The 24,552-nt window shown below is 63.9% G+C and carries 23 protein-coding genes; 4 read left to right on the forward strand and 19 right to left on the reverse strand.

The genetic code is table 11. The features are described from left to right. Nucleotides 1-60 precede the first annotated feature (60 nt). The 6 genes from XpruCFBP8353_RS07545 to XpruCFBP8353_RS24240 form a co-directional block, all read right to left on the reverse strand. A complete protein-coding gene (locus XpruCFBP8353_RS07545; RefSeq protein ID WP_101362682.1) occupies nucleotides 61-1,029 on the reverse strand; it encodes a glycoside hydrolase family 113 in 969 nt (322 codons plus the stop codon). Beyond that, on the reverse strand, nucleotides 1,011-2,309 hold the full coding sequence (locus XpruCFBP8353_RS07550; RefSeq protein WP_162301004.1) for a hypothetical protein: 1,299 nt from the start codon (nucleotides 2,307-2,309) through the stop codon (nucleotides 1,011-1,013). The genes XpruCFBP8353_RS07545 and XpruCFBP8353_RS07550 overlap by 19 nt, the downstream gene beginning before the upstream one ends. A 49-nt stretch (nucleotides 2,310-2,358) precedes the next feature. Next, nucleotides 2,359-4,266 carry a glycosyltransferase family 2 protein gene (locus XpruCFBP8353_RS07555; RefSeq protein WP_101362684.1) on the reverse strand — a complete coding sequence of 636 codons (1,908 nt, stop codon included), beginning with the start codon at nucleotides 4,264-4,266 and terminating at the stop codon, nucleotides 2,359-2,361. Between the two features lie 12 nt (nucleotides 4,267-4,278). Beyond that, a complete protein-coding gene (locus tag XpruCFBP8353_RS07560) occupies nucleotides 4,279-5,310 on the reverse strand; it encodes a hypothetical protein (RefSeq protein ID WP_162300978.1) in 1,032 nt (343 codons plus the stop codon). 129 nt (nucleotides 5,311-5,439) lie between these two features. Next, nucleotides 5,440-6,279: a glycosyltransferase family 2 protein gene (locus XpruCFBP8353_RS07565; RefSeq protein WP_101362685.1), complete on the reverse strand. Its 840-nt coding sequence runs from the start codon at nucleotides 6,277-6,279 to the stop codon at nucleotides 5,440-5,442. Continuing rightward, entirely contained in the window at nucleotides 6,276-6,725 is a 450-nt protein-coding gene (locus tag XpruCFBP8353_RS24240; protein WP_243391066.1) for a hypothetical protein, read from the reverse strand. Before XpruCFBP8353_RS24240 ends, XpruCFBP8353_RS07565 begins: the two co-directional genes overlap by 4 nt. Nucleotides 6,726-6,885: 160 nt before the next feature. Here XpruCFBP8353_RS24240 and XpruCFBP8353_RS07575 point away from each other — a divergent pair, with 160 nt between their 5' ends. The 4 genes from XpruCFBP8353_RS07575 (at nucleotide 6,886) to XpruCFBP8353_RS07590 (ending at nucleotide 11,849) form a co-directional block, all read left to right on the forward strand. Further along, nucleotides 6,886-8,043 carry a phosphotransferase enzyme family protein gene (locus tag XpruCFBP8353_RS07575; protein ID WP_101362686.1) on the forward strand — a complete coding sequence of 386 codons (1,158 nt, stop codon included), beginning with the start codon at nucleotides 6,886-6,888 and terminating at the stop codon, nucleotides 8,041-8,043. 30 nt (nucleotides 8,044-8,073) lie between these two features. Then, complete coding sequence (locus XpruCFBP8353_RS07580; RefSeq protein ID WP_101362687.1) at nucleotides 8,074-10,242, forward strand: TonB-dependent receptor; 2,169 nt, start codon at nucleotides 8,074-8,076, stop codon at nucleotides 10,240-10,242. A 197-nt stretch (nucleotides 10,243-10,439) separates the two neighbouring features. After that, nucleotides 10,440-11,015 carry a nicotinamide riboside transporter PnuC gene (gene pnuC / locus XpruCFBP8353_RS07585; RefSeq protein ID WP_101362688.1) on the forward strand — a complete coding sequence of 192 codons (576 nt, stop codon included), beginning with the start codon at nucleotides 10,440-10,442 and terminating at the stop codon, nucleotides 11,013-11,015. Nucleotides 11,016-11,120: 105 nt separating this feature from the next. Then, a complete protein-coding gene (locus tag XpruCFBP8353_RS07590) occupies nucleotides 11,121-11,849 on the forward strand; it encodes a UTRA domain-containing protein (protein WP_101362689.1) in 729 nt (242 codons plus the stop codon). Between the two features lie 304 nt (nucleotides 11,850-12,153). On the opposite strand, the gene XpruCFBP8353_RS07595 is transcribed toward XpruCFBP8353_RS07590, so the two are convergent. From XpruCFBP8353_RS07595 to gspE, 13 genes are all read right to left on the reverse strand, one after another. Next, nucleotides 12,154-12,993, reverse strand: a complete 840-nt coding sequence (locus XpruCFBP8353_RS07595) for a glycosyltransferase family 2 protein (RefSeq protein ID WP_101362690.1) — start codon at nucleotides 12,991-12,993, stop codon at nucleotides 12,154-12,156. Nucleotides 12,994-13,049: 56 nt separating this feature from the next. Then, nucleotides 13,050-13,379, reverse strand: a complete 330-nt coding sequence (locus XpruCFBP8353_RS23370; RefSeq protein ID WP_133125630.1) for a hypothetical protein — start codon at nucleotides 13,377-13,379, stop codon at nucleotides 13,050-13,052. Between the two features lie 73 nt (nucleotides 13,380-13,452). After that, the gene (gspD, locus tag XpruCFBP8353_RS07600; protein ID WP_101362691.1) at nucleotides 13,453-15,729 is read right to left on the reverse strand and encodes a type II secretion system secretin GspD; all 2,277 of its coding nucleotides are present in this window, start codon (nucleotides 15,727-15,729) and stop codon (nucleotides 13,453-13,455) included. Then, nucleotides 15,726-16,529 carry a type II secretion system protein XpsN gene (xpsN, locus tag XpruCFBP8353_RS07605; RefSeq protein ID WP_101362692.1) on the reverse strand — a complete coding sequence of 268 codons (804 nt, stop codon included), beginning with the start codon at nucleotides 16,527-16,529 and terminating at the stop codon, nucleotides 15,726-15,728. Before xpsN ends, gspD begins: the two co-directional genes overlap by 4 nt. Then, complete coding sequence (gene gspM, locus XpruCFBP8353_RS07610) at nucleotides 16,519-17,172, reverse strand: type II secretion system protein GspM (RefSeq protein WP_101362693.1); 654 nt, start codon at nucleotides 17,170-17,172, stop codon at nucleotides 16,519-16,521. The genes xpsN and gspM overlap by 11 nt, the downstream gene beginning before the upstream one ends. Continuing rightward, nucleotides 17,156-18,277: a PilN domain-containing protein gene (locus tag XpruCFBP8353_RS07615; protein WP_101362694.1), complete on the reverse strand. Its 1,122-nt coding sequence runs from the start codon at nucleotides 18,275-18,277 to the stop codon at nucleotides 17,156-17,158. Before XpruCFBP8353_RS07615 ends, gspM begins: the two co-directional genes overlap by 17 nt. Beyond that, nucleotides 18,274-19,125 carry a type II secretion system minor pseudopilin gene (locus XpruCFBP8353_RS07620; protein ID WP_101362695.1) on the reverse strand — a complete coding sequence of 284 codons (852 nt, stop codon included), beginning with the start codon at nucleotides 19,123-19,125 and terminating at the stop codon, nucleotides 18,274-18,276. Before XpruCFBP8353_RS07620 ends, XpruCFBP8353_RS07615 begins: the two co-directional genes overlap by 4 nt. Continuing rightward, entirely contained in the window at nucleotides 19,122-19,757 is a 636-nt protein-coding gene (locus XpruCFBP8353_RS07625) for a type II secretion system protein J (protein ID WP_101362696.1), read from the reverse strand. The genes XpruCFBP8353_RS07620 and XpruCFBP8353_RS07625 overlap by 4 nt, the downstream gene beginning before the upstream one ends. Further along, entirely contained in the window at nucleotides 19,754-20,170 is a 417-nt protein-coding gene (gene xpsI, locus XpruCFBP8353_RS07630; RefSeq protein WP_101362697.1) for a type II secretion system protein XpsI, read from the reverse strand. The genes XpruCFBP8353_RS07625 and xpsI overlap by 4 nt, the downstream gene beginning before the upstream one ends. Continuing rightward, entirely contained in the window at nucleotides 20,167-20,676 is a 510-nt protein-coding gene (gene xpsH, locus XpruCFBP8353_RS07635; protein ID WP_010367776.1) for a type II secretion system protein XpsH, read from the reverse strand. Before xpsH ends, xpsI begins: the two co-directional genes overlap by 4 nt. 9 nt (nucleotides 20,677-20,685) lie before the next feature. Beyond that, complete coding sequence (gene gspG / locus XpruCFBP8353_RS07640; RefSeq protein ID WP_010367778.1) at nucleotides 20,686-21,117, reverse strand: type II secretion system major pseudopilin GspG; 432 nt, start codon at nucleotides 21,115-21,117, stop codon at nucleotides 20,686-20,688. Between the two features lie 267 nt (nucleotides 21,118-21,384). Continuing rightward, complete coding sequence (gene xpsF, locus XpruCFBP8353_RS07645) at nucleotides 21,385-22,602, reverse strand: type II secretion system protein XpsF (RefSeq protein ID WP_011257722.1); 1,218 nt, start codon at nucleotides 22,600-22,602, stop codon at nucleotides 21,385-21,387. 175 nt (nucleotides 22,603-22,777) lie between these two features. Continuing rightward, a complete protein-coding gene (gene gspE / locus XpruCFBP8353_RS07655) occupies nucleotides 22,778-24,505 on the reverse strand; it encodes a type II secretion system ATPase GspE (protein WP_207759600.1) in 1,728 nt (575 codons plus the stop codon). Nucleotides 24,506-24,552 lie beyond the last annotated feature (47 nt).

The following is a 24,552-nucleotide window of genomic DNA, read 5'->3' on the forward strand; positions in this document are numbered from 1 at the left end:
GATCCCGAGCACCTTGGCGCCCCGCCCTGCGCGGCAAGCGCAGGCGTTCACTCGCCGCTCTTAGCGCGCCAGCACCTGCTCCGCCGGCTTGCCCTGCACGGTGAAGTCGCTGTCGCCCGGGCCGCCGGCCTTGGGGTCGGTGTACCAGCACCACAACGCAATGCCTTCCACGCCATGCGCCTGCAGCACCTTGCGCCACTGTTGCAGCACCTGCAGCTGCAGCTTCGTATCGACGGCGGCCGTGCGTTGCTCCGGACTTTCCCACGGCGCCGCCAGACTGCCGCGCGCCGAACGCAACCCCAGCTCGGCCACCCACACCGGCTTACCCACACGCTGACCCAACTGCTGCAAGCGTTGCGCGGCAGCGGTCATTTCGGCGGTCCGCGCATCGGCAGCTTCGGAGAGGCGCGGATACAGACTGGTGCCCACCGCATCGAACAACGACCAATAGCGGAAGCTCTCGGCATGCTCCATGCCGTCGGCCACATACAGCAGTTTTCCGTTGTAGACCTTGCGCACTGCCGCGACCAACGCCGGCCATTGCGGCGCATCCTGCAACTTACGCAACTCGGTGCCGATCACCAGCGCTTCGGCATGTTCGTCCTGGGCCAGCTTGGCCAACGGCAGCAGCGCGTTCTGATACGCCGCAAACCAGGCTGCTTGATCGGTGGGCGCGGCATCGCCCGCCCAGTGCCCCGGAATCCAGACATGCACCTTGAGCGTTGGCTGCAAGCCGGCCTGAACACTTGCTCGCAACGCAGCGCGCATGGCCTCCACACTGCTGTCGCTGCCCAATACCGGATCGTTGGACTGCGGGTTGGCTTGCCACACGAACGCGACCAGCAGCGCCTTGCTGGCGCCGGTCTTGGCTAATGCATCCAGCGACTGTGCTGCAGCCTGGCTTTCCCACGGTGCGTTAGCGGAAACCTTGACGTTGGCGCCCATCCAGGTGGGCGCGGCGGCATTGCATCCGTTTGCCAACAGACACACGCCGATCAACGTTGCGATGCTTAGAACGCGCTTGAACATGCAGCAGCCACCCCCGCATTCGACGGCGCCGCGTGCTGGGCGCACGCCGTCGCACGCAAGGATGCATTGCTCTTGTCCGTCGGCGCGACCGTCGCCGCTGACGGGTTTGCCGACTCGGCACTGTCCGCAGGTGCTGTGGCAGCTGGCGCCACGGCAGCGCTGTCCGCGATCGCCGGCTGCACCACACCACCATCCTGCACAGCAGGAACAACAGATGCACTCACCGGCAACGCCGTCGGCGGCGTCGTGACGACAGGCTCGCCCTGCATCAGGGACTGTTCGTCGCTGGCTGCGTTACGCATCCAGCTGCCCCAGCCCTGTGGTTGTGCCCAGACCGCACCCACCAGGCCCAGCAGCAGCAACCCGGCCGCTTGGCCGCGTTGGTCGGCCTGCAACGCGCGCAACAACAACGCCACCGGTACCCATAGCAGCAGCAAGGCATCGAAGCCAGCCCAGCCAAACGCAAACGACAACGCTGCCGCGCAGATCACGGTGCCGGCACTGGCCACCACGCCACGCGTCAACGCGCCACTACGCGTCCGCGCCACCAGCGCCAGGACCGGGAAGCACACCGCTGCCGCAACGCCCCAACGTACCGCCGGCAACCAGCCTTCGGCATGACCCGCCAGCGGCAGTGGCAGTGGGTTGAACGCCGGCGCGATGCTGAGCATCGTTGGCCACGGCGCCTTGAACACGAGCAGATTGACGTACGCCCACATGCCGATCAGGAACGCGAACGGCAAATAGCACACCAGGTAAAACGAACCCGGCGCCTTGCGCAGCATCTGCGGCGGCATCACCAACAACAGCCACGGCGCGACCATCGTCGACAGCGCCAGCGTCTGCAGATCCAGACACAGCAGAATGCACAACCAGCCGGCAATCCGCAGATAAGTGAACGCTTCCACCTGCGCCTGCAACCGGCGCAAGGTGCGGCACAAGCCGTAAAAGGCCAGCAATCCCACCGCGTGACTGCCGCCGGCGGCGATCGGCAGCAGGAACAACGGATTGCAACCCACCAGCAACGTCAGACCGCTGGCCCAGCCCCGTCCGAACACACCGGCCAGATCGCGCCACAGCAGCGACAGGAACAACGCGTTCGCCGCCACCGCCACGAACGGCCACACCTGGAACGGCAGATTCCAACTGTGCTGGGTCAGATCGACTACCCACCCCAACACCCCGGTCGCCGGCAGTCCGACACCCGGCGCAAGCGCAGGCGCCGCGGGGCCTGCGGACTGCACCAGCAACGGCTGACTCAGCAGCGACAGCGCCACCACAGCGACCAGGAACGCCGGCAGCCCGCTATCGCGACGTGGCGCGACCGGCTCACTCTTCGAGTGCGGCACGGCGCTCGTTTTCCGAATGCTTGCTGATGCCATGCGTGGTCTTCTCCCAATAGAACGGATTGTGGATCAACTGCCACAACCCCTTGTAGGCAGCGATCGACTGCAACGCCCAGTAGAACGGTACCGTCAGCGCGTACGGCGCCAACTTGAAGTAGTCGCGCTTGAACGCAGCGACCAGCGTGATGTAGATGAAGAACGCATTGGCCAGCAGCAGATTGACCAGTGAGACAGCAGCCAACCACGGCGGGAAGAAGCGCTCGAACATCGTGGTGCCGGTGAGCATCCACACTGCGTACAGCGCCCACAGCACCGGCACGCCCAAGGCAGTGAAGAAGCCGCCGCCGATGAAGAACTGAAACCCCCAAAACCCCTTGAAGCCGGTACTGCGATACAGATGCACCGGGTCGCGCATGTGCACCAGCCAGGTCTGCATATAGCCCTTGAGCCAGCGCGAACGCTGCCGGATCCAGTTGGGAATGCTGACGTTGGCTTCTTCGAACGTCGTGGAATTGACCACGTTGACGCGGTAACCGTTCTGGATCAGACGCACGCCTAGATCGGCGTCTTCGGTGACGTTGTACGGATCCCACGCGCGCACCTGGCGCAACACGTCCAGTCGGAAGTGATTGGAGGTGCCGCCCAACGGAATCGGAATGCGCAGGTATTCCAGCGCCGGCAGGTAGAAGTCGAACCAGAGCGTGTACTCCAGCGTGAACATCCGCGTCAGCCAGTTCTCGTCGGCGTTGTAGTAGTTCAGCCGCGCCTGGATGCACACCACATCCTTCTCGGCCTTGCGGAATGCCGCCACCACGCGCTTGAGCTGATCCGGCTCGGGCTTGTCTTCGGCGTCGTAGATGGTGAGCAATTCGCCGCGCGCAAAGTGCAACGCGTAGTTGCAGGCCTTGGGCTTGGTCTTGGGCTGCGACGGCGGCACTCGGATGATTTCGAAGAACGCTTCCAGGCCAAGCTTCTTGGCCGCTTCGATGGTGTCGAAATCGTCAGCTTCCAGTACCAGCTTCACGTCCAGCTTGCTGATCGGGTAATCCAGCTTGCGCAGCGCGTTGGCCAGAATCGGCAGGACTTCCGGCTCGTTGTACATCGGCACCAGCACGGTATAGACCGGCAGGTCGTCATCCTTCAACGCGGCCACTTCGTCTTCGGTGACCTTGATGTCGATGCGGTGGCGCGAGCCAAACCACACCAGCAGCAACTTCAAACCGAAGGTAGCCAGAAAGCCAAGCGCCACCAGCACGTTGACGACGATCAATGCAGGCACCGGGAACAGCACCAGCATGACCAGCATCACCGCAGCCAACGCCCACAACACGAACTTTTGCCCGCGCGTGACGACCTGGCGTGCGGAATACGTCGGCGCATGCGCCGCGAGCAGATTCAACGCGTTGTCGGTGAGCTGCTCATCGGCATAGCGCTGCAGGCTCCAGATGATGTCGAACTTGGCGGTACCGACAAAGCGCACGTCCTGGCCGTAATGCTCACGCGCCCAGGCGAACAACGCCGGGTCCGGGTCGGCCACGGCCAGCACCAGCACGCCGTCTTCGCGCCGCCACGGCAACACCAAGCGTTGCGCGTAGCTATCCAGATCGCCGGGGGTGAGCAGCGCAGGATCCGGTGACTGCTGCACCAGATCGATGAATTGCAACCCGAAGTGCGCCGCAACGATGGCGTAGAACCGCTGCGCTGGCACGCCGCGTTGGGCCAGGATCACATCGCCCAGACGCGAGTTCCAGCGTTGCTGCAAGGCCAGCGCCGAACGCAGCTGTTCATCGGTGATGACGCCTGCCGAAACTAGCGCACGGCCCAGCAGACCGCGCTCGCGGCCGATGTCCGGCGCGCGTCCCAGCGCTTCCATTTCGCAGGTGACCGTCATGTAGAGGAGCCCTTAGAAACGCCACCAGCCGGCCACGAATGGCCCGCCTGCGGCACCGGTATTGCGGCCCATCACCGGCTGCTGATATCCGAGCTGCCATTGGCTGCCACCCGGCGCCGTGTACAGCGCGGACAACTGCAGCTTGGTGAGATCGTAGTTGGTGCCGGTGGCGACGAAGCCGGAATCGGCAGGCGTCTCGCCGCTGATGAAAGCGTCGTTGCGCCCATTGCCCAGGCCCTGGATCACGTTGATTTCGCCCAACAACAACCAGCTCGGGGCCAGGCTCAAGCCTGTAGACGCATCCACCCGCACTTCGTCCGAGGCGGCACTGCCGCGCAGGCGCACCGCGCCGCCCAGATCGACGTAACCGTTGTGATCGCCGAGGGTGTAGCCGCGGCCAAGGCTATAACGCAGTTCCAGACCGTAGTCGCCGAGGCCGAGCGCAGGGTCACGCGACGGATTATTCGGGTGATATGTCTTGCTGCGACCATACGCAGGGATGCTGACCAGTGCCTGCACCGAACTACGCCAGACGTCGTTCTGCGCGCTTGGCAGCGCGTAGCGCAGGCCAATTTCCTGATCGGCAAAACCGGTCGTCGTGGTTTGCTGCCGGCCGTTGGAGGCATCGTGGCTGCTAAAACCAACTTCATTGAAATAAAAATTGCCGATGAAGCTGAGCTTGTCGGTCACACCATGCTCGACATACACGTTGAGCTGGTCCTGGCGGGCGCGGCCGTTGCCGTCGAACTGCTGGCCGTCGCCAAACGTGGTGCGATGGTGACTGTCGTCGAACCATCCGCGGCCATCGCTATGCAACGCCTTGACGATCACCAACGTGTCGCCCTGCGGCTGGGTCCAGGCACCGGCTAGGGCGGTGCCCGGCAACGCGACCAGCAGGCAGCTCAATGCGAGCGCCGATGCCAGAACGGACGGCGCACGGCGCCGGGGTGGATTGGAGTGAGACGGCGAGACAACCAGGCTGGACTGCAGCGGGGTAGCGCACGGCTGACGGACCCGCAACTGCGGGTCGTTCTGTAAAGACATTGCACGATTCCTGATGGGGGACCAGGGAGGGACAGGAAGCTCGGGACTGATCACACTTCGGGGCGGAACGTATCACAGTTCCAGCCCGCTACTCATCACTGATTTATCACAAATTTAACGCAGTTGACGTCATTTCTTCTGCAACAAACGCGGCACCTGCACAGCCGCGTGGGTCCAGATCGCCAGCCAGACGCCGAGCCGGGTGAACACCCCGCGCTGACGAGCCTCGAACTTGAGAAAATAGCGCCACAATCCACGATGTTTGTGCCATTCCACGAAGAACGGCCGCGCGCGGCTGGAGACGCCGCGCACATGCAGCACCTGCAGATCGTTGGCCACCGCCACCAGGGCACCGGACTGGCGGGCACGTCGACACAGGTCCAGGTCTTCGGCATGCAGGCGGTAATTGCCGTCCCAGCCGTGCAGCCGGTCGAACAGGCTGCGCTGCATCAGCATCAACGCGCCGGAGATCGCATCCACCGGCTGCAGGGCCCGCGACGGATCGGCCGGCACCGCCAGATTGGCGGCGTCACGCGGCGCGCGCAGCATCGCGGCAAAGTCCGGGTCGCGGCGGCGCACGGCCGCATCCGGCCGCCCCTGTTCGTCCACCTGCTCCACCCCCAGCAGCACCGCCGCATGCCCGTCGGCGCGCGCGCACAACTGCACCAGGGTATCGGCGTCGACCATCAGGTCCGGGTTGATGAAGACCAGCCAGGGCGCCTGCGAGTCGCGCGCCCCCTGATTACAGGCGGTAGCAAAGCCTGGATTGTCCGGGTTGGCGATGAAGTGCACCCGCGCATCGGCCAGCGCATGCCGCTGCACCACATCCAGGGTGTCGTCGCTGGAGGCGTTGTCGACCACCCGGATCTCGCTGACGCCGTCGGCCGCACGTAGCCGCGACAGGCAGGCATCGATGGTGCTGCTGCTCTGATAGGTGACGACGACGGCGGCGATCTGGACGGGAGTCATCCGGCCATTATCCGGTGCCGGAGCGACGCAGCGCCATCTCGAGTTCGCAGCTGCAAGCTGAGCATCAGGCGCTGGCGCGGCTGCATTGCGTCGATGTTCGCGGGCGGGGTGGAGATTGCGCCACGCTCCTGCTTGCCAGCAGTCATTCGCGCGAATACGCCATGCAGCATGGCGACCCATCGCCGCAAGGCGCATACTGCGCGCCCGGAACCGCCACGCGGTCTCCGTTTGCGACTTTTTGAGCGACCAGCAAAACGACTGCGCAGCCACCAGACGAACGCGGGCGGCATTCGATGCACGTACCACACATGCATCCGCTTCAGAGCACACCGCCCGTGCCCATCTGATCGCCAGACGTTCTGCCAGCCGCTTTTGGTGCACTCCCACACCTGATTGTTGAGATGACGGTTAGCGACCTTGCGGTTTCGCGCTGCCTTTTCATTCATTGCATTGCTGCAGCCTGATGGCGGATGCGATGCGACAACGGCCCGGCAGCGCCGTTCTTGTTCTTGACGGCGCGCGCGCCGAGTCCGCGTCCTCACCCTCGATTCACTGGTCTATACCACTCGCCAATGCCGCACGGTTCCTGCTGACGGGAGTCGGGCCATGAATGTGCCGCATCAGGTGCATGGCATGAGCCTGGAACTGGCGCTGGCGGACTGGCCGGTGCTGACCACCGATGAAATCCATCGCGCGCTCCAGGGGTTTGCAGCCGCGGGCCGGCTCAATGCGGTGCGATGGCATAGCGCGCGCCCGTTCTCGGCTGCGGCTTGCGTGGACACTGAAAGCGGCCCGGTCATCGTCAAACGCCACCACCGTAGCGTGCGCAGCGTCGCCGCGCTGCGCGAGGAACACAGCTTTATGGCCCATTTGCGCTGGGCCGGCGCGCCGGTGGTGGAAGTGCTGCACGACGCCCAGGGCCGCACCGCGTTGGCGTACGACGATTGGGTGTACGAAGTGCAGCGCGTCGGCGCCGGGCGCGACCTCTACCGTGATGCCCTGTCGTGGACGCCGTTCACCGATGTTGCGCATGCGCGGGCGGCCGGTGCTGCATTGGCGCAACTGCATCGCGCTGCCCAGGGCTTCGATGCGCCGGCGCGCTCCACCAGCGTGCTGGTTGCCAATCTGCGGCTGTTTGCGCAGGCGGACCCGGTGCAGGCATTGCACGATGTCTTGCCAACGCGTCCGCACCTGGCAGCCGCCTTGCAGCACCGGCCCTGGCACTACGATCTCGCCACCCATCTGCTGCCCTGGCATGCGCGTGCGTGGCCGCTACTGTCCGCACCGGACGCGCTACCGCCGCTGTGGACGCATGGCGATTGGCACGCCTCCAACCTGCTGTGGGACACCGACGATGGGCACACCCGCGTCAGCGCCATCTTCGATTTCGGGTTGAGCGATTGCAGCAGCGCGCTGTTCGACCTGGCGACCGCTATCGAGCGCAACCTCATCCCCTGGCTGCGGCTGGACACCGGCGCACGCGCCCAGGCCGAGCTGGCTCTGCTCGACGCGTTGCTGGATGGCTACGCGCAACATCGTCCACTGGATGCCAACCAGTTGCGCCGCCTGGCCGCATTGCTGCCGATCGTGCATGCCGACTTCGCCTTGAGCGAGATCGAATACTTCGCCGGCATCACGCGTTCGTCCGCCAACGCCGACATCGCCTATCACCGCTATCTGCTCGGCCACGCGGACTGGTTTGCCAGCGCCGATGGTCAGCACCTGCTCGAGCATCTGCACGCGCGTGCGCGTCAGCAGCCGTGAGCGCCTTCCTTTCTCTGTAGAGCCTTGCCAATGTCCGTGACCTTCCCCCTGCTCTCCCGCTGCCCGCTCGCGCTCGCGCTAGCACTGGCGCTGTGTTGCGCCCCTGCACTGGCGCAGCAGCAATCCGACGCCGATGCCGTCGAACTGGATGCGGTCAACGTGCGTGGCGAGCGCATCGAGACCAGCACCGCATTGAGCGGATTCGGCGCAACCCGGCTACTGGACGCACCCGCGTCGATCGCGGTCATCGATCGTGCGCAATTGCTCGATCGTCAGGCGCGCGTCCTCAGTGATGTATTGCGCGCCGATGCCTCCGCTGGCGATGCGTATGCGCCGATCGGCTATTACGAAAACTTCGTGGTGCGTGGCTATTCGCTCAATGCCGCCAACAGCTACCGCATCAATGGCATGAGTGCGGTGGGCGAACAATCGATCGCGTTGGAAAACAAGCAGCAGGTGCAGATACTCAAGGGGCTGGCCGGGTTGCAATCGGGCGTCAACGAGCCGGCCGGGCTGATCGACTACCGCACCAAGCGGCCCGAGCACGTGCGCAGCGTGACCCTGGGCACCGACGAACAAGGCTCGCGCTACATCGCCGCCGACCTGGGCGACTGGTTCGGCGTCGAACGCAGGCTGGGATTGCGGGTCAATGCCGCACGCGAAGACATCGACAGCTATGTCGATCACGCCGACGGTTACCGCAATTTCCTGTCGCTGGCCGGCGACTGGAAGATCACCCCGCAAGCGCTGCTGCAGTTGGACGTGGAATATCAGCATCGGCAACAGCGCTCGGTGCCCGGCTACCAATTGCTCGGCGGCACGCAGGTGCCGCGCGACATCGATGTGCACCGCCTGCTCGGTTACCAGCCGTGGGCACGACCGGTGGAAATGGATTCGCTCAATGCGCAGCTGCGCTATGCGTATCAGTTCAACGACGACTGGCGCGCCACTGCCGAGGCCTCGCGCAGCCGTTCGGCGATCAACGATTTTTCCGCATTCGCCTGGGGCTGCTATGGCGCGGCAAGCTGTGCCGACATCGCCACGCCCAACTTCTTCAGCGCGCAAGGCGAGTACGACGTCTACGACTATCGCAGCCCCGACGATACCCGCGTGCACGATCAACTACGCGCCACGCTCGAAGGCCATGCGGTCACCGGCGTACTGGAGCATCACCTGAGCATCGGCGGCGACTGGCTACGCCGCACCATCGATCGCTTCGGCTCGGTCAACGAGTTCGTCGGCAGCGGCAGCATCGACCGCGACCCGGACCTGTTCGCGCAGACCGATGTGGCGCTGGACCCCAAGCAACGCCGCCTGGATAGCCGTCAACGCGCGTTGGTGCTGGCCGACCGCATCGGCCTGGGCACCCAGTGGGAACTGGCGCTGGGTGCGCGCGCGGTGCGCCTGGACGAGCGCGCCTTCGACCGCGATGGCCTGCTGGAACGGCGCACCCGCAAGGATGCGGTGCTGCCGCAGGCCGCGCTGTTGTTCAAGCCGCAGCAGCAGGTATCGCTGTACGCCAGCTACGCCAAGAGCCTGGCCGCCGGCGGCACCGCCCCGTGGTTTGCCGACAACGCCGATGAGATCCTGCCGCCGACCAATGCCTACCAGCTGGAGACCGGCGCAAAATTCGATCTCGACGGCCTGCGCCTGGGCGCGGCGCTGTTCGACATCCGCCAGGCCTACCAGTTCACCCAGCCGCAGGCCGATGGTGGCCTGCGCTATGTGCAACAGGGCCGCCTGCACAACCGCGGCCTGGAATTGTCGGCCGATGGCGCGGCCACCGCGCAGCTGCGCATCTTCGCCAGCGTCGCGGCGATCCGCGCGCGCGCCGAAGACACCGACATTGCCGAGTACGAAGGCCACCAGGCCATCAACGTGCCCAAGCTGCGCGCCAGCCTGCAGGCCGATTACAGCGTGCCCGGCATCGATGGCCTGGCGCTGCTGGCAGGCGCGCAATACAGCGGGCGCAAGTTCGCCGACCGGCTCGGCAACGCCAGCGTGCCGGCCTACACCGTGGCCAACCTGGGCGCGCGTTACGCCACCGCGCTGGGCGGCCTGGCCACCACCTGGCGCTTGAACGTGGACAACGTGTTCGACAAGCGCTACTGGCGCGATAGCGGCGAATACCAGGGCGATGCGTACCTGTTCCCGGGCGCGCCGCGCACGGCGCGTCTGACTGTGCAGGTGGATTTCTAAACGCAACCGATGCGGCCATGCGATCCGCTGACGCATGAGCTGCATGGGTTACGACCGCGGTGCTGCGCGGGCCGCGTGCGCTGCAGGTAGCGGCTGCAGGCGGTGAACGCGCTCGGCCTGCCTGCACGATCGCGTTGAACTGTTCTGCGTCCCTGCCCTCGATCCCTCTTCCATCAGACATCCTCCCCAGACCTTCCATGTCATTGCTCGAATCTGCCGCCGTCGTGATCAACCTGCTCGGTGTCTGGCTGACCGCGCGGCGCATTCGCTGGTGCTGGCCGGCCGGCATCGTGGCGGTGGCGCTGTATGCCTGGCTGTTCTATCAGTGGAAGCTGTACTCGGACATGTTGCTGCAAGGCGTCTATGTGCTGACCCAGCTGTACGGCTGGTGGCAGTGGCAACGCGGGATAGCCACACAGACACGCATTCGCCCGTTGCCGATGCCGCAGGCGGAGCTGTGGATCTCGCTGTGCATCGGTGCCGTGTTCGCTGCCACACTCGGTGCCTACATGCATCACCGCACCGATGCCGCACTGCCGTGGCTGGACGCGGCACTGGCCAGCTTCAGCCTGGTCGCCAGCGTCTGGGCCGCACGCAAGCGCATCGCCAACTGGATACTGTGGGTCGTGCTCGATTGCATCTACGTAGGCGTGTTCGTCAGCAAGGGGCTGTATCCCACCGCACTGCTGTATGCAGGCTTCGTGCTGCTGGCGCTGTATGGATGGCGCAGCTGGAAAACCCAACAGCAGCAGAACCTGGCAGGCCTTGCCTGAGCCACCTGCAGTTTGCGGGCGCGTTCTTCTTTACCATCGCCGCATGCACCTCTCTCATCTGACTGCCTTGCACCTGCGCCGCAGCCACCATCGGCGGATCGCCGCATGAGCGCGTCGCGCCAACACGCCATCACCGAAATCGTCTCCGCGCAGATCGCCGCCGGCGAATGGGGCCCGGATCAGCGCCTGCCGGTGGAGCGCGAACTTGCCGAACGCTTCGGCTGCACCCGCATCACCTTGCGTGAGGCCTTGCAGCAGCTGGAAGCCGAGGGCCGCATCTACCGCGAGAATCGGCGCGGCTGGTTTGTCAGCGCACCGCGCGTGCGTTACGACCCCACCAGCATTGCAGGGTTCATGCAGTACGTGGCCGCGCAAGGGCGCAAGCCACGCACCGAACTGTTGCGTGCCACCCGGCAAGTCGCCGGTACTGCCTACGCGGCGGCGTTGCAGTTGCAGAGTCCGCACGAAGAGGTGTTCGTCCTGCAGCGCCGGCGCTGGATCGACCGCCGCGCGGTGCTGCTGGAAACCAACGTGGTGCTGGCTGCCTGGGCGCCCGGCCTGCTGGAGCAGGACCTGGCCGGTTCGCTGTCGAGCGTGTTCAACCGGAAACTCGGGCTGTTCCTGAGCCGCGCGCAGGTGTCGATGCATCCGGCCGGGCTGGACGCCGCGCAAGCCCTGTTGCTGCAGTCCACCACCGGCACGCCCTGCTTCCGACTGCAGCGGATCAGCTACGCCGAAGACGGCTGCGCAGTGGAGCTGGATATCGAATCCTGGCGCCACGATGCGCTGGAAGTGGTGGTGCGCACCGAGGCACCGATGCGGCCGGCGCTTTAGAGCCGGGATTAGGGATTCGGGATTCGGGATTAGTTCGGGAATCGGGAATCGGGAATCGGGAATCGATGGTGCGCATCCCTCACTGCTTTCTCGTTGCATATGCAGTGCGTCGTTGCGACCTCGCTGCGGCTGACCACATGTCGCAGAAACGACTGAGGTGGCTACGGGTACATGCTCAAAAAGATGACGCAGGCCGCAGCATCTGTGTCCGCCTAGCAACTGCGTGGTTGTTCGTGTCAGTCGCTCTTGGTCATTCCATCGCCGCTCCCGCTCAATGCAGCGGGCAGGCTCGGCCGCGCTATCACTACGCGTCGAACAGACTGCGCTGCGGATCCGGCGGCGGCAAGTCGGCCAGCAACTGCGCGAGTTGATCGCGCTGTGCACGTAGCGGGTCGTGCATCAGGAAGTTGGCCAGACGTGCGTGCCAGGCCGGCCAGCGGGTGGCCAGTGCATCCATGTCGCCATCGGCCGGGCGGCCTTCGTGCGGCGAGGCGACGAAGGCGGTTTCGCACAGCACATTGCGCCATCCCAGCCCGCCCATGCGCAAGCTCAGATCCACCAGCGCGGCGTACCACGAGCCGTAACTGCTGGCATCCAGACCACCGGCCTTGTGCCGCGCACTGCCGCGCAGCAGTACCGCGTGGCCGGTGGCCGAGGGCAGTTCCGGGTGCAGCGGTGGCATTGCGGCGCAGGCGGCGGCAAGTCGGTCCGGCGCGACGGGCATGGGGTTGAGTTCGCCCAGTCGCGGCCAGCCACAGGCTTCGCCTACATTGCTCCAGGGCGTGGCGGTGGCAATCGCCGCATCGCGCGCAAAGCAGGCGTTGAGCTGATTCAACCACCCCGGCAGCGGGCAGGCATCCACACCCAACACCACCACATCGGCATCGCCGCAGCCGCTGAGCATTTCATCCAGATGCGCCACCTCGCCGAGCATGCGCTGGCGGCGGGTGTGATGCGCCTGCAACGGCGTGCGCGCCAACCAATGTTCAATCACGGCACGGCCGCGCGGGCCGGCCTGCGCATCGTCGGCCAGCCACACCCGCGTACCGGCGGGCGTGGCTGCATCCAATGCGCCTAAACAAGCGTCAAGTCGATGCTCATCCAAACCAACGCTCATTAGAACAATAGGCAAAGCCTCAACCATTACTCAGCCTAGAAAAGGAGCAAAATAATACAATATTAAAATAAATTGATTACAAATTACCCAGGGATTTGCTTCGTGCATGTAATAGTAGCTATCACTACATAACCGCCCGCCGAGCCGTTGGGCTGATACCAAATAAGATTAGTTAAAGGGCATAATTTATCTGCCACTTGCGGAGTATTTGCTCCAAGCCAACCATCAAAATAGGCACGCATTCTTGCATACCCAATAGCATCAATTCGGGCGGTCTCATAGCGCGGACCAGATGCTTCCCCATTGTAAGTCACACTAAACGGAACAGCCTGGGCACTCGTTACAAAAAAACCGGAAAAAACAGAAACTGCTAGCACAGATTTAATTAAAAGTTTTGAGCTACTCTTGTTCATATTAAATCCTAAGTTGGCCTATTATTTCCAACAGCAACTAATGATCAGAAATACCACCTACTTTTAACGAGCATCAATCCTTCTCAATCGGTTTCATAGCATTGAATTTTTGACCGTATTCATCCGTCAAATCTCGCGCATCTTGAGGGTTACGCACTATAGATGGCGTAATTAGAACAATAACTTCCCTACGATTCCTATTCTGTGTCTTGCGTCCAAAAAGAGACCCTACAACTGGTAGCTTGCTCAGAAAGGGTAGGCCGTCACTGCCATCTGAAGTCGTGTCATCAATTAAACCAGCCAGCATGATTGTATCTCCATTCTGAACAGCTGCCTCGGTCTTGACACGCCGAGTATTAATGTCCACGTTACAGGCAGCACTGTTCACAGTGGTGGTTGCTGCAGCGGTGCATGCAGCAGGACGTGCACCTGGTGTACTAACCTCCTGAACAATATCCAGGAAAACCATACCATCTTTGGTTACGCGCGGACGCACCTTTAAAATAACACCAGTATCAATATATTGCACAGAAGAAAAACTACTATCACTACCTAGCCCAGTGTTGATCGATGTCGAATTGATAGGAATACGGGACCCAACATTGAGCGTAGCCTCGGCATTGTTCCGTACAAAAACCGAAGGAGTTTGAAGAAGACGCAAATTCGTGACCCGATCCAATGCGCTAATTATCGCGGCCGCGTTTTTCCCTAAGAAAGTCCACGCAAGACCATTATTTGTAACGCTCCCAGATACATCCCCCCAAATACCTCTTCCCACAGCGGGTGCCAACCCAGCGCCGCCACTACCATCTGCATTTATAGGCGCATTTACTGCATTCTCGAAATACCAGTTAACACCGTATTCCAGCTGGCCAGTCAGGGTTACTTCTGCAATCTGCGCTTCGATATGAACCTGCATCGGCATTACATCGAGCTTTTCAATTACATCACGAATAGAGCTCCACGCCTGAGCGCTTGCGCGCACGAGCAAGGTATTGGTCTCAGCGACTGCCGAAACACCAACTTTGTCGCCCTCCACCTCCAGCGTGACGCTAGCGTTCTGGTTGGTACTAGGCTGTAGCTGAAGCATGCCACTGCCGCTACTTCCGCCGAAGCTCCCTGACGTACCCGACTGATTCGAACCATTACTCGTGCCACCTATATCTCCACCAGTGGTACCACTACTACTTCCAAGACTTTCATCCCGATCAGCCCCGCCACTGTTATTACCTAACATATTCACAACACCGCCCGGCACCAAAGAAGGACCGCTATTACCGCCATTGCCACGCCCGCCGAACACCTCAGACAACCGATCGGCCAGATCCTTGGCCTTGATGTACTTCAACTCGTACGAAAACAGCCGCACGCCGCCGCCGGCACTGTCGATGCGATCCAGCCACTGCTGGATCTGATCCAGATAACGCGGCTGCGGGGTGATCACCAGCACCGCGTTGGCGTTTTCCAGCGGCATGAAGCGGAACATGCCGGCACTGGGCGTCTTGCTCTGCTCGCCGAACACCTTTTCCAGATCGGCGGAGACCTTTTCGGCCTTGCCGGACTGGATCGGGAACACACCCACCGACATGCCCGACAGCCAGTCCACATCGAAGATCTGCACGGTGCGCAGGTAGTTTTCCAGTTCGGCGCGGGTACCGCCCAGGGTGATCACGTTGCGCGCCGGGTCGGTGCCGACGATGGCATTCGGGCGCGCGTACGGCTCCAGCACCTTCTTCATTTCGCTGGCGGAAATGAACTTCAACGGCACCACGCGCACTTCGAAACCGCGTGCCGACGACGGCGATGCGGTGCTGGGTGCGACCGTGCCGGCCAGCGCCTGATCGGCCGGCACGATGTTGTAGCGGCCACCGCTGAACACCATGCGGGCGTTGTTCCAGCCCAGCACCATTTCCAGCAGGTTCAAGGCCTGCGCCGGCGACACCGGATTGGGCGTGGCCAGGGTCACGGTGCCCTGCACGCCCGGGGCGATGACGTAGTTCTGGCCGAGCATGTCGCCCAGGATGGCCTTGACCACCGCCTGCACCGATTCGCCTTCGAAATTGAAGGTGGCGCTGCCGCTGCTGGCCATGCCCAGCGTGGGCGCCGGCGCGGACGCGGCGCTCTGGTTGATCATGGTGCCGCTGCCGCGCCGGATCACCGGGCTGGGCTTGGCGGTGGGATTGCCGTCGGCACTCTGCTCGGCGGTGGTCTGGGTAGCGCCGGCAGCGCCGACGTGTGGATCCAGGCGCGCGTCGCGGCGCACGTCCGGCGGCGGAGTGGTGGCGCAACCGGCCAGCAGGCCAATCAGCAGGGACACGGGGAACAGGCGCGGCGTCATGCGTTCACTCATTGGGTCTGACCGGGGGTAGAGCCGCTCTGGCGCTGCTGTTGCAGCTGGCGGCGTCGGGCTTCGATACGTTCGCGGATGGCACGCATCTGATCGTCGGAGGGGCGTGGGGCTTCCTGCACGCCATCGCTGCGCTGCGGCGGCACCGTCGGCGGTGCCTGTCCGCCAGGCTGTTGCACAGGCGTCACGGGTTGCTGTTGCTGTTGCTGTTGCGGCGGCTGCGGCGTGGCAACCGCCGCAGCGTCGGGAGACGGCACCGGCGGGGCCGCCGTGGCAGCACCACGTGCAGCGGCATTGGCGGTGGGCGGCTGCCCGCCCTGGCCGTTGAACACATGCAATTCCAGCGTTTGCGTGCCGCTGGGACCTTCGATGGTTGCGCTACGCGGCTGCAAGGCGAGCAGGCGCCAGCCCTTGACCGCATCACCGCCCAGTTGCACGCGCACCGAATCCTGCGGTTCCAGGGTCAACGTCGCCATCTTGAAGGTATCGGTGAGCAGCACGCCGGTCAGGCGCACTGTCGAAGCGGCGTTGCTGCCGTCGTTGCCGGACAGGAAGAACGGATGCGGCAGGCGGTCTTCGGCGAATGCGGGATGTGCGGCGATTTCCGAATATTTTTCGAATGCACCCAGGCGCTCCGGTGCCGGTGCCGGCAGCGTAGGCAGCCGCTGCACCAGCGCAGGGTCGTCAGGCAGCAGCTCGACGCGCTTGCCTAGGCCGGCGACGGCCAGCACGCACACCAGCAGTGCCCACCCGACCACGGTGGCCAGCAACCAGGTGCGCAGGCCGATCATGTCAAGGCGCATTGCTGGCCTCCGCGGCGTTGGGAGCGGTAGGTGCGGCTTCGTTGTTCAGTGGCGCGGCGTTGGCGCCCGGACGCAGATAACCGGCCAATTCGAAGGCGATATCCAGACCGTTGCCGCTTTCGTTGGGCGAAAGCTGGTAGCGCTGTGCCATCACGTTGAGGTTGTCCACGAACAATCGCGGCGTGCCGTTTTCTAGGCTGTACAGCACAGAAGCCAGTTCCGGCGTGCCGCAGCGCAAACGCACCTGCACCGCCACGCGGGTGAACCGGTTCTTGCTCTCCGGCTGCAGCGGCGAACGGTTGCTGATGGCGCAGCTGCGGTTGCCGGGGCTGGTTTCCACCACCGCACGCTCCAGCCGCTGCACCAGCCCGGCGGAGGCGAGTTCGGCCGAGGTTTCCGGCAAGAAGCCCGGCCGGCTTTCCAGCGTCTGACGCGCCTGCCGCAGCCGCTTGCTGACTTCCGGTGCCTGCTGCAATTGCACGCGCACACGCAGTTCGCGCTCGCGCAACGCTTGCAGGTCGTCCTGCACCGCGATCATCGGTTGGGTGAACCACGGGTGCACCAACACCAGATACGCCACGCCGATCACCAGCAACAGCAGGCCCAAAGCGATCCAACGATCGCGCTTAACGCTGCGTGGCATCGCCGGCCTCCTTCGCATCGGGGCCGGCAAGCTCGGCGGTGATGGTGAAGCGGTCGACATTGCGCCCGGCATCGCTCTGCAGCACGCCGGTCAGCGACGGCGTACGCCACAGCGGCGAGCCCTCCAGACGACGCACCAGCGAGGAGGCTTCGTTGCTCAAACCGATCAACTGCAATTGCCCGCCTTCGACCGAGAATTTTTCCAGATAGGTGCCACCGGGCAAACGCCGACTCAATTCGTCCCAGATCTCCACCGAGGTCGGGCGGGTCGCGCGTTGCTGCTGGAAGAACCGTGCGCCTTCGACCAAGTCCATCAATTGCTGGCGTTCGGCAGCCACCTGGCGTGCGCGCGCAGCATTGGCCTGCACCTTGGCACGCAGATCGTCGGCAGCCTGCCGGCGATTGTCGAGCAGCAGCCAGCCGGCCACGGCCAGCAACACCAGCGCCGCGGCGGCGAGTAACAGATTCCAGCGCTGCATCGGGTCGCTGCGGCGCTGGCGGCGCGCCGGCGGCAGCAGATTCACACCCAGCGGCAAACCGTTGGCGTCGGCCACATCGATGCCCGACAGCGCGCTATTCCATGCGTCCGGCACGCCGGCCGGGCCATCGATCATGCGGCGCGGCACCACCACCAGTTCGGCATCGAGCTGGCCGTCTTCGCGCACGTCGAGCACACGCGCATCGAAATACACCTGGTCGGCGGTGAACGGGGTCTGCCGATCGATCTCGAAACGCGCCACATCCTGCAAGCGCGCTGCTGCCGCTGCGGGCAGGCGCAACGGCCGGCGTAGCGCATGTGCGGCAGGCAACAGCCAATGCCGCGGCAGGCCTTCCAGCGCAGTCGGCAGCAAGCTATTCACTTCCTGCGGATGGACCGGCCACGGCAGGCTGGCGACGCTGTCGCAGCTCTGGTCGCGCTGGCGCAGCAACTGCAGCGCGTCGCCGTCCTGCTGCAACAACAGGCGTGCCTGCGACAGACCCAACTGCCATTGCCAGCACTGCGGCAGCCAGGCCAGCAGCGATTGCTGCCACCAACGCCAGAAGCCTCCGGCTCCCGGCATGGCGCGTACGCCGATACGACCCAAGGTATCCCGCCATGCGGTCATTGCACTGCTGCTCCCTCTTCCCAACGCAACACGGTATAGGCCGACCCTGGTAATGCAGACGCGCTGGTCGACACCACCGCCCGCAACACGGCCTCGCGTCCCTGACTCAGTCGCGCCCGGCTCTCGATACTATAAGTGCCCGAGCCACCGACCGTCGCCTCGCTGCCCGGCAAACCCAGCGGCGCGTCACGCTGGGCCAGTAGTTGCTGCGCATCCAGCCCCATCGCGGTGAGCACCGGAGCGGGCGCAAAACGCGCTTCAGGCCGCGAACGACCGCTGTACAGCGTGACGTTAGGCAACAGCTTGCGATACAGCTCGCCATCGATGCCCAGCACCAGGCGCAGTTCGCCCAGCGTTTCGAATGGACTGTCTTTTGCGCCATACGGCAGACCGGCATCGGCGTAATCGCGATCTTCCGCGCCACCGCCCGGCTGGCTCAATGAATCGGTATCGCGCCAATCGACAATGGCACCGGCGATGCGCGTGGCATTGGCCTGGTCGCCACCCACCGCGCGCACCAGACCGGCCAGCAAGCTGGGCTCGGCCATGTTCAGATCCACCTTGCCGCTTTCATCGGTGATACGAATCTCCACGCTGACATCGTCCATTTGCCAGCGATAGCGCCGGCCGTCCGGACGCCAGCGTGCCTGGCTGTCAGGGTCTTGCAAGCGAAATAATGCGTATTCCAGGCCAGAGCGCGCGTATTCCTGCGCCTGCGCACCGTTGCGTAGCATGCTGCCCTGCAGCGCCTCCACACGTGCAGTGAGGGCGAACGCACCGATCATCGCGGTGAGCAATGCGATCAACCACAACACCAGCACCAGCGCGGCGCCGCGCGAGCGGATCATTGCCCTGCACCCGGGTTGCTGGATTGCGGCAACGCCACCACCATCGGCGGCCATGCGGCATCGTCACTGCGGATCTCGATGCGCACCATCAGCGGCAGGCGGTCGTGCCATTCCCACTGCGGCAGCCACTTGCTCAGCCGGCCGGTTTGCGGATCCATGCCGCGATAACGAAAACTCACCTGCTGCACGCCTTCGGCAAGTGTTTCCGGCCGCAGCGGGGTGCTCTCTTCGATCGACTTGCCGGATTGCAGCATGGTCAGGGCGATCAGCAGGTTGCGCTGATCGCCCTCGCCGGCCACCGACAGGTCGTGCAGATATGGCCCGCCACGGCCCAGATAATCCGGCACGTCTGCGGCAAAGCGCAGGCGTTGCGGCTCGCCGATGAACAGGATCGGCTGCTGGCTTTGCGTATCGATGCCCATGGCGATCGGCAATGCCGCGGCCAAGCGCCGCCGCAGGAATTCTTCCACTGCACGCACGCGCTCGCTGCGTTGTGCGATCGCTTCGCCGCGCTGACTCACCGCACTGGCCGAACGCAAGGTGGCAAACGCCAACGCCAGTCCGCCGACCAACAACATCGTGGCCAGCAGCACTTCGATCAACGTGAAGCCCGCGCTGCGCGAACGGCTCATGGCGGGCTACCCTGCGTATTGGCCGCCACCAAGCGCAACGTACGCCATTGCAGCATCTGATTGGGCTGCTCACCCCAACGCACCACCAAGGTCAGTTGCAGCAGACGATGCGCACCGGGCGACATCGGCGCCTGCCGGTTGCGCCGCGGTTCGTCGTAGGGGCGCACCTCCATCGACCAGCGAAAGTGGCCGTTCTCGAAGGCGCCTTGTTGCTGCCCGGGCTCCAGCGGCTTTTCGATACCTTGCACCGCCAGCAGCGATTGCGCGTGCAGTGTGGCACGCGTGCTTTCATCGGCAGCGCGCACCTGGCGTGCGGCGCCGGACAACGACCCAAGCAACAGGCTCAATGCCAACGCTAGCAAGGCGAAGGCGACGATCACTTCGATCAAGGTGTAACCGCGCTGACGCTTCATGGCGATGGCGTCCGCAAGGGGCCCGAACGCACCTCACCGGTGATCCAGCCCACGTCTACGCGCCATCTGGCGTCCTTGACCTGCAAATCGATGCGCCCGCCGGTAGATGCGCCATCCGGGAAAAACTGGATCGCGCCCTGATCCTGTCGCGATTGCACCTGGCGCGCGCCGGTGAAGCGGACCTCCAGCGAGGGCGGCAGATCGCCATGATGACCGCCAGGCGCTTCCCAGCGACGCTGCTGCGGATCGATCAAAAACCGCTGCGGCGTGCCGGTGGCAATGGCCTGGGTGCGCGTATAGCGCAGCTGCGAGGCGATCGCCTTGCCGGCAGTGCGCAAGCGCATGCCGTCGATGCCGCCGTTCAATGCCGCGGCGGCGAGCACACCGGCCATTGCGATCAATGCGATGACCAGGAGCATCTCCAACAACGAGGTGCCACGCGTGCGTGCCCGACCAGGGCCGACCACTCCATGCGGATGACGCAACGGCTGACACGCAACGCGCATGGCGAGGACTTATTGGTACTTGATGTCCGCGTCGTAACTGCTGCCACCGGGCTTGCCGTCTTTGCCCAGGCTCATCAGATCGAACGGCTGACCGTCGCCGGGCACGCGGTATTCGATGGTGTGGCCCCATGGGTCGTTGAGTTCGGCCGGCTTGGCGTATGGACCCAACCAACCACTGCTGTCGCCGGGCTGGGTCACCAGATCATCGAGCTTGCTCGGCAACTTGCCGGTGTCGAGCTGAAAATTCTCGATCTTGCCGGCCAGCGTCTGGATCTGCGATTTGGCAAGATTGGCCTTGCCGCGATCGGCACCACCGAGCACGCGACTGCCAACCAGCGTGAGCACCGCACCGATCAGCACGATGACGATGATGATTTCCAGCAAGCTCATGCCGGCCTGGCCTGCGCGCGACGGACTGCGGGTAATGGAACGCTTGATCATGAACGATTTCCTTGCGCGTCGATGAAGGATGCTGCCGCCAACAGATGACACGGCGGGCATTGCAATGGTTCCCGCATGGGTGTCGTGCGGTCACCGGAACGTTGTTGTGAATACGCTACCCGGTCAAGACGACTGGCATAGCGCTGCGCGCGCTTGGTCATTGGGCGCAGCACGCGCGCAGGATGTGCAGTGTACGAGCGGTCCAGGCCGATTCCGAGCATCGGCTGCGCTCGCCTGATGGCTGCACCGTTGCAGTGACCTCCGCTCTCAGCCGATTGCATTGGTGAGGTCATACAACGGGACGAGTACCGAAATGATGACAAGCCCCACCACCGAGGCCAGAACCAGCGTGATGAACGGCACCAGCGCAGCCAGTGCGCGGTCGATGGCCTGCGCGGTTTCCAGTTCGAAGGTGTCGGCGGTCTTGAGCAGCATCGTATCCAGTGCGCCGGATTCTTCGCCCACCTGAATCATCTGCAGCGCCAGCCGCGGAAAGCGCTTGCCGCGTGCCAACGACATCGACAGGCCGTGCCCGTTCTTGACATCGTCGGCCGCGTTAGCGACATCCTCCACCAACGCCAGATTGGACATCACGTTACGCGCGATGCCGATCGCCGCCAGCAGCGGCACGCCATTGCGCAGCAAGGTGCCCAACGTGCGTGTCAGGCGTGCGGTTTCCAGCCGGGCGATCAGGCTGCCGACCACTTTCTGGCGCAGCAACCATTCGTCCAGCGACGCACGGAATGCGGCATTGCGACGCTTGCGATCCAGCCACAGCCCCAGTACGCCCGGTACCACGATCAGCACCAGCCACCAGTCGCGCACCAGCAGGCCAACGCTCAACACCGCCTGAGTAAACCACGGCAGCGCCACATCCAGGCTTTCGTACATCTGCGCAAATTGCGGCACCACATACCCGAGCAGGAACAGCAGCGCGCAGCCCACCACCGCGAGCAGGATCGCCGGGTAGATCAACGCGTTGATCACCTTGCCCCGGAGCGCGCGGCTGCGCTCCAGATAATCGGCCAGCCGTTGCAGCGTGTCCTGCATGCTGCCGCCGGCTTCACCCGCGCGCACCATGTTGATGTACAGCTTGGAAAACAGCCCGTGCTGGCGCTCGAGTGCGGACGACAACGGCGCACCGCCGCGCACGGTATCGCGCACATCGCCGATCACCCGCCGGCTTTTTTCGTCTTCGGGCAGATCCATCAGAATCGACAGCGCGCGATCCAGCGGCTGCCCGGCCCCGATCAACGTCGCCAGCTGCTGGGTAAATTGCACCAGCGCCGCGTTATCGAACGGCTTCTTGCGCAACAACATGCGCAGCGATGGCGAATCGTTTTCGCCGGTGGCCAGGCGCGTTTCCACCGGCAGATGGCCCTGCTCCTGCAGACGCAGCGCCACTTCGGCGTCGCTGGCCGCTTCCATCTGGCCGTCGAGCATTTCGCCGTGGGCGTCCAGGGCTTTGTAGCGGTAGAGAGGCATCAGGCTGGGAGGCCGGGATTGGGGAATCGGGAATCGGGAATCGGGAAAGGCACATCGCTGCGTACTGGCGGCGCCGTGCACATATCACTTTCCAGGCGCAGCGGAGCCCGTGGGTCGATGTGCTGGCAGATCGTTGGTGCGGTGCCTGCCAAGCGCGTTCCTGCCACCCTACCGATCACGCATCCTCCGTGACGCGCAGGACTTCTTCGATGGTGGTTTCGCCACGCAAGGCCTTGGACAAGCCATCCTCGTACATGGTGCGCATGCCGGCCTGGCGGGCCAGTTGTTCGATCTCGCCCATGCCGGCGCGGCGCATCACCGCGCGGCGCAATTCGTCGTTCATCACCAGGAATTCGACGATGGTGGTGCGCCCCAGATAACCGGTAGGTGCGGTGGTCGAGGGACGCGGCCGATACAGGAAAATCTCGCCCTCGGGCTGCAAACGGCGCAGATTGAAGCGTTCGATCTCTTCGGGCGATGCGGCGTAGCGTTCGGCATTGGCCAGATCGAGTTTGCGCACAAGCCGTTGCGCCAGGATGCCGTTGATGGTGGAGGTGAGCAGATAATCCTCCACGCCCATGTCGAGCAGACGGGTGATGCCGCCGGCCGCGTTATTGGTGTGCAGCGTGGACAGCACCAAATGGCCGGTGAGCGCTGACTGGATCGCGATGCGCGCGGTTTCCAAATCGCGCATTTCGCCGATCATGATGATGTCCGGATCCTGACGCACGATGCTGCGCAATGCGTTGGCGAAATCCAGCCCGATCTGCGGCTTGGCCTGAATCTGGTTGATGCCCTCAATCTGGTATTCCACCGGGTCTTCGACGGTGATGATTTTTACGTCGGAGGTGTTGAGCTGGCTCAACGCGGTGTACAGCGTGGTGGTCTTGCCCGAGCCGGTGGGACCGGTCACCAGCATGATGCCGTGCGGTTGCTCCAGCACCTTACGGAACTGCGGCAAAAACTCTTCGGTAAAGCCGAGCTTGTAGAAGTCGAACACCACCGTTTCGCGATCGAGCAGACGCATCACCACGCTTTCGCCATGCGCGGTGGGCACGGTGCTGACGCGCAGATCCAGCTCCTTGCCCTGCACGCGCAGCATGATGCGGCCGTCCTGCGGCAGGCGGCGTTCGGCGATATTGAGCTTGGCCATGATCTTGATGCGGCTGATCACTGCGGCAGTGAGCTTGGCCGGCGGGCTTTCGCCTTCGACCAGCACGCCGTCGACGCGGTAACGCACCTTGAGCCGGCTTTCGAACGGTTCGATATGGATGTCGGAGGCGCGCAGCTCCACCGCGTGCTGGATCACCAGATTCACCAAGCGGATCACCGGCGCTTCGGAGGCCAGATCGCGCAGCGCTTCGATGTCGTCGCTGCTGTTGGCATCGCCATCGGCGGTTTCGACGATGGTGCCCATCGCACTACGGCCCTGGCCGTACCAGCGCTCGATCAGATCGTCGATTTCCGAGCGCAAGCCCACCTGCAACAGCAGCGTGCAGCCGGTAGCAAGACGCACTGCATCGATGGCGTAATCGTCGTAGGGATCGGCGATCCACAGCTCCAGCCGGCCATCGCGTTCGCCAACCGGGCAGAGATGAAATTGTTTGAGAAAGCGCAGCGACAGACTCTGCACTTCGGGCAGCATTTCCGGCGGGGTGTCGCCAAGCTGGCGTGCATCCACCAACGGCAGGCCGAGCACCTCGGCGCAAGTTTCTGCGTGATCGCGTTCGGACACCAAACCCAGGCGGCCGAGCAACGTGAGCAAGCCCATGCCGGATTCGGTCTGCAATTGGCGCGCGCGCAGCAGATCGGTGTCTTTCAGACGACGGCGTTCAAGCAGCGCATCGACGATGCGCATTTCCGCATTTCGATGCTCGATAGGATCGACGGCAACCGCGTTCACACTCGTCTCCACTGGTCCGGCGCCGACTGTAGCAGTTTGCCGCGACG

Origin of the sequence: Xanthomonas prunicola (assembly GCF_002846205.1) — a bacterium.
Classification (GTDB): Bacteria; Pseudomonadota; Gammaproteobacteria; order Xanthomonadales; family Xanthomonadaceae; genus Xanthomonas; species Xanthomonas prunicola.

Bases quoted from the DNA above. Each gene is read 5' to 3' on its own strand.
- XpruCFBP8353_RS07545 (WP_101362682.1), bottom strand. From the start codon at position 1,029: ATGTTCAAGCGCGTTCTAAGCATCGCAACGTTGATCGGCGTGTGTCTG.
- XpruCFBP8353_RS07555 (WP_101362684.1), bottom strand. From the start codon at position 4,266: ATGACGGTCACCTGCGAAATGGAAGCGCTGGGACGCGCGCCGGACATC.
- XpruCFBP8353_RS07560 (WP_162300978.1), bottom strand. From the start codon at position 5,310: ATGTCTTTACAGAACGACCCGCAGTTGCGGGTCCGTCAGCCGTGCGCT.
- XpruCFBP8353_RS07565 (WP_101362685.1), bottom strand. From the start codon at position 6,279: ATGACTCCCGTCCAGATCGCCGCCGTCGTCGTCACCTATCAGAGCAGC.
- XpruCFBP8353_RS24240 (WP_243391066.1), bottom strand. From the start codon at position 6,725: ATGAATGAAAAGGCAGCGCGAAACCGCAAGGTCGCTAACCGTCATCTC.
- XpruCFBP8353_RS07575 (WP_101362686.1), top strand. From the start codon at position 6,886: ATGAATGTGCCGCATCAGGTGCATGGCATGAGCCTGGAACTGGCGCTG.
- XpruCFBP8353_RS07580 (WP_101362687.1), top strand. From the start codon at position 8,074: ATGTCCGTGACCTTCCCCCTGCTCTCCCGCTGCCCGCTCGCGCTCGCG.
- pnuC (WP_101362688.1), top strand. From the start codon at position 10,440: ATGTCATTGCTCGAATCTGCCGCCGTCGTGATCAACCTGCTCGGTGTC.
- XpruCFBP8353_RS07590 (WP_101362689.1), top strand. From the start codon at position 11,121: ATGAGCGCGTCGCGCCAACACGCCATCACCGAAATCGTCTCCGCGCAG.
- XpruCFBP8353_RS07595 (WP_101362690.1), bottom strand. From the start codon at position 12,993: ATGGTTGAGGCTTTGCCTATTGTTCTAATGAGCGTTGGTTTGGATGAG.
- XpruCFBP8353_RS23370 (WP_133125630.1), bottom strand. From the start codon at position 13,379: ATGAACAAGAGTAGCTCAAAACTTTTAATTAAATCTGTGCTAGCAGTT.
- gspD (WP_101362691.1), bottom strand. From the start codon at position 15,729: ATGAGTGAACGCATGACGCCGCGCCTGTTCCCCGTGTCCCTGCTGATT.
- xpsN (WP_101362692.1), bottom strand. From the start codon at position 16,529: ATGCGCCTTGACATGATCGGCCTGCGCACCTGGTTGCTGGCCACCGTG.
- gspM (WP_101362693.1), bottom strand. From the start codon at position 17,172: ATGCCACGCAGCGTTAAGCGCGATCGTTGGATCGCTTTGGGCCTGCTG.
- XpruCFBP8353_RS07615 (WP_101362694.1), bottom strand. From the start codon at position 18,277: ATGACCGCATGGCGGGATACCTTGGGTCGTATCGGCGTACGCGCCATG.
- XpruCFBP8353_RS07620 (WP_101362695.1), bottom strand. From the start codon at position 19,125: ATGATCCGCTCGCGCGGCGCCGCGCTGGTGCTGGTGTTGTGGTTGATC.
- XpruCFBP8353_RS07625 (WP_101362696.1), bottom strand. From the start codon at position 19,757: ATGAGCCGTTCGCGCAGCGCGGGCTTCACGTTGATCGAAGTGCTGCTG.
- xpsI (WP_101362697.1), bottom strand. From the start codon at position 20,170: ATGAAGCGTCAGCGCGGTTACACCTTGATCGAAGTGATCGTCGCCTTC.
- xpsH (WP_010367776.1), bottom strand. From the start codon at position 20,676: ATGCGCGTTGCGTGTCAGCCGTTGCGTCATCCGCATGGAGTGGTCGGC.
- gspG (WP_010367778.1), bottom strand. From the start codon at position 21,117: ATGATCAAGCGTTCCATTACCCGCAGTCCGTCGCGCGCAGGCCAGGCC.
- xpsF (WP_011257722.1), bottom strand. From the start codon at position 22,602: ATGCCTCTCTACCGCTACAAAGCCCTGGACGCCCACGGCGAAATGCTC.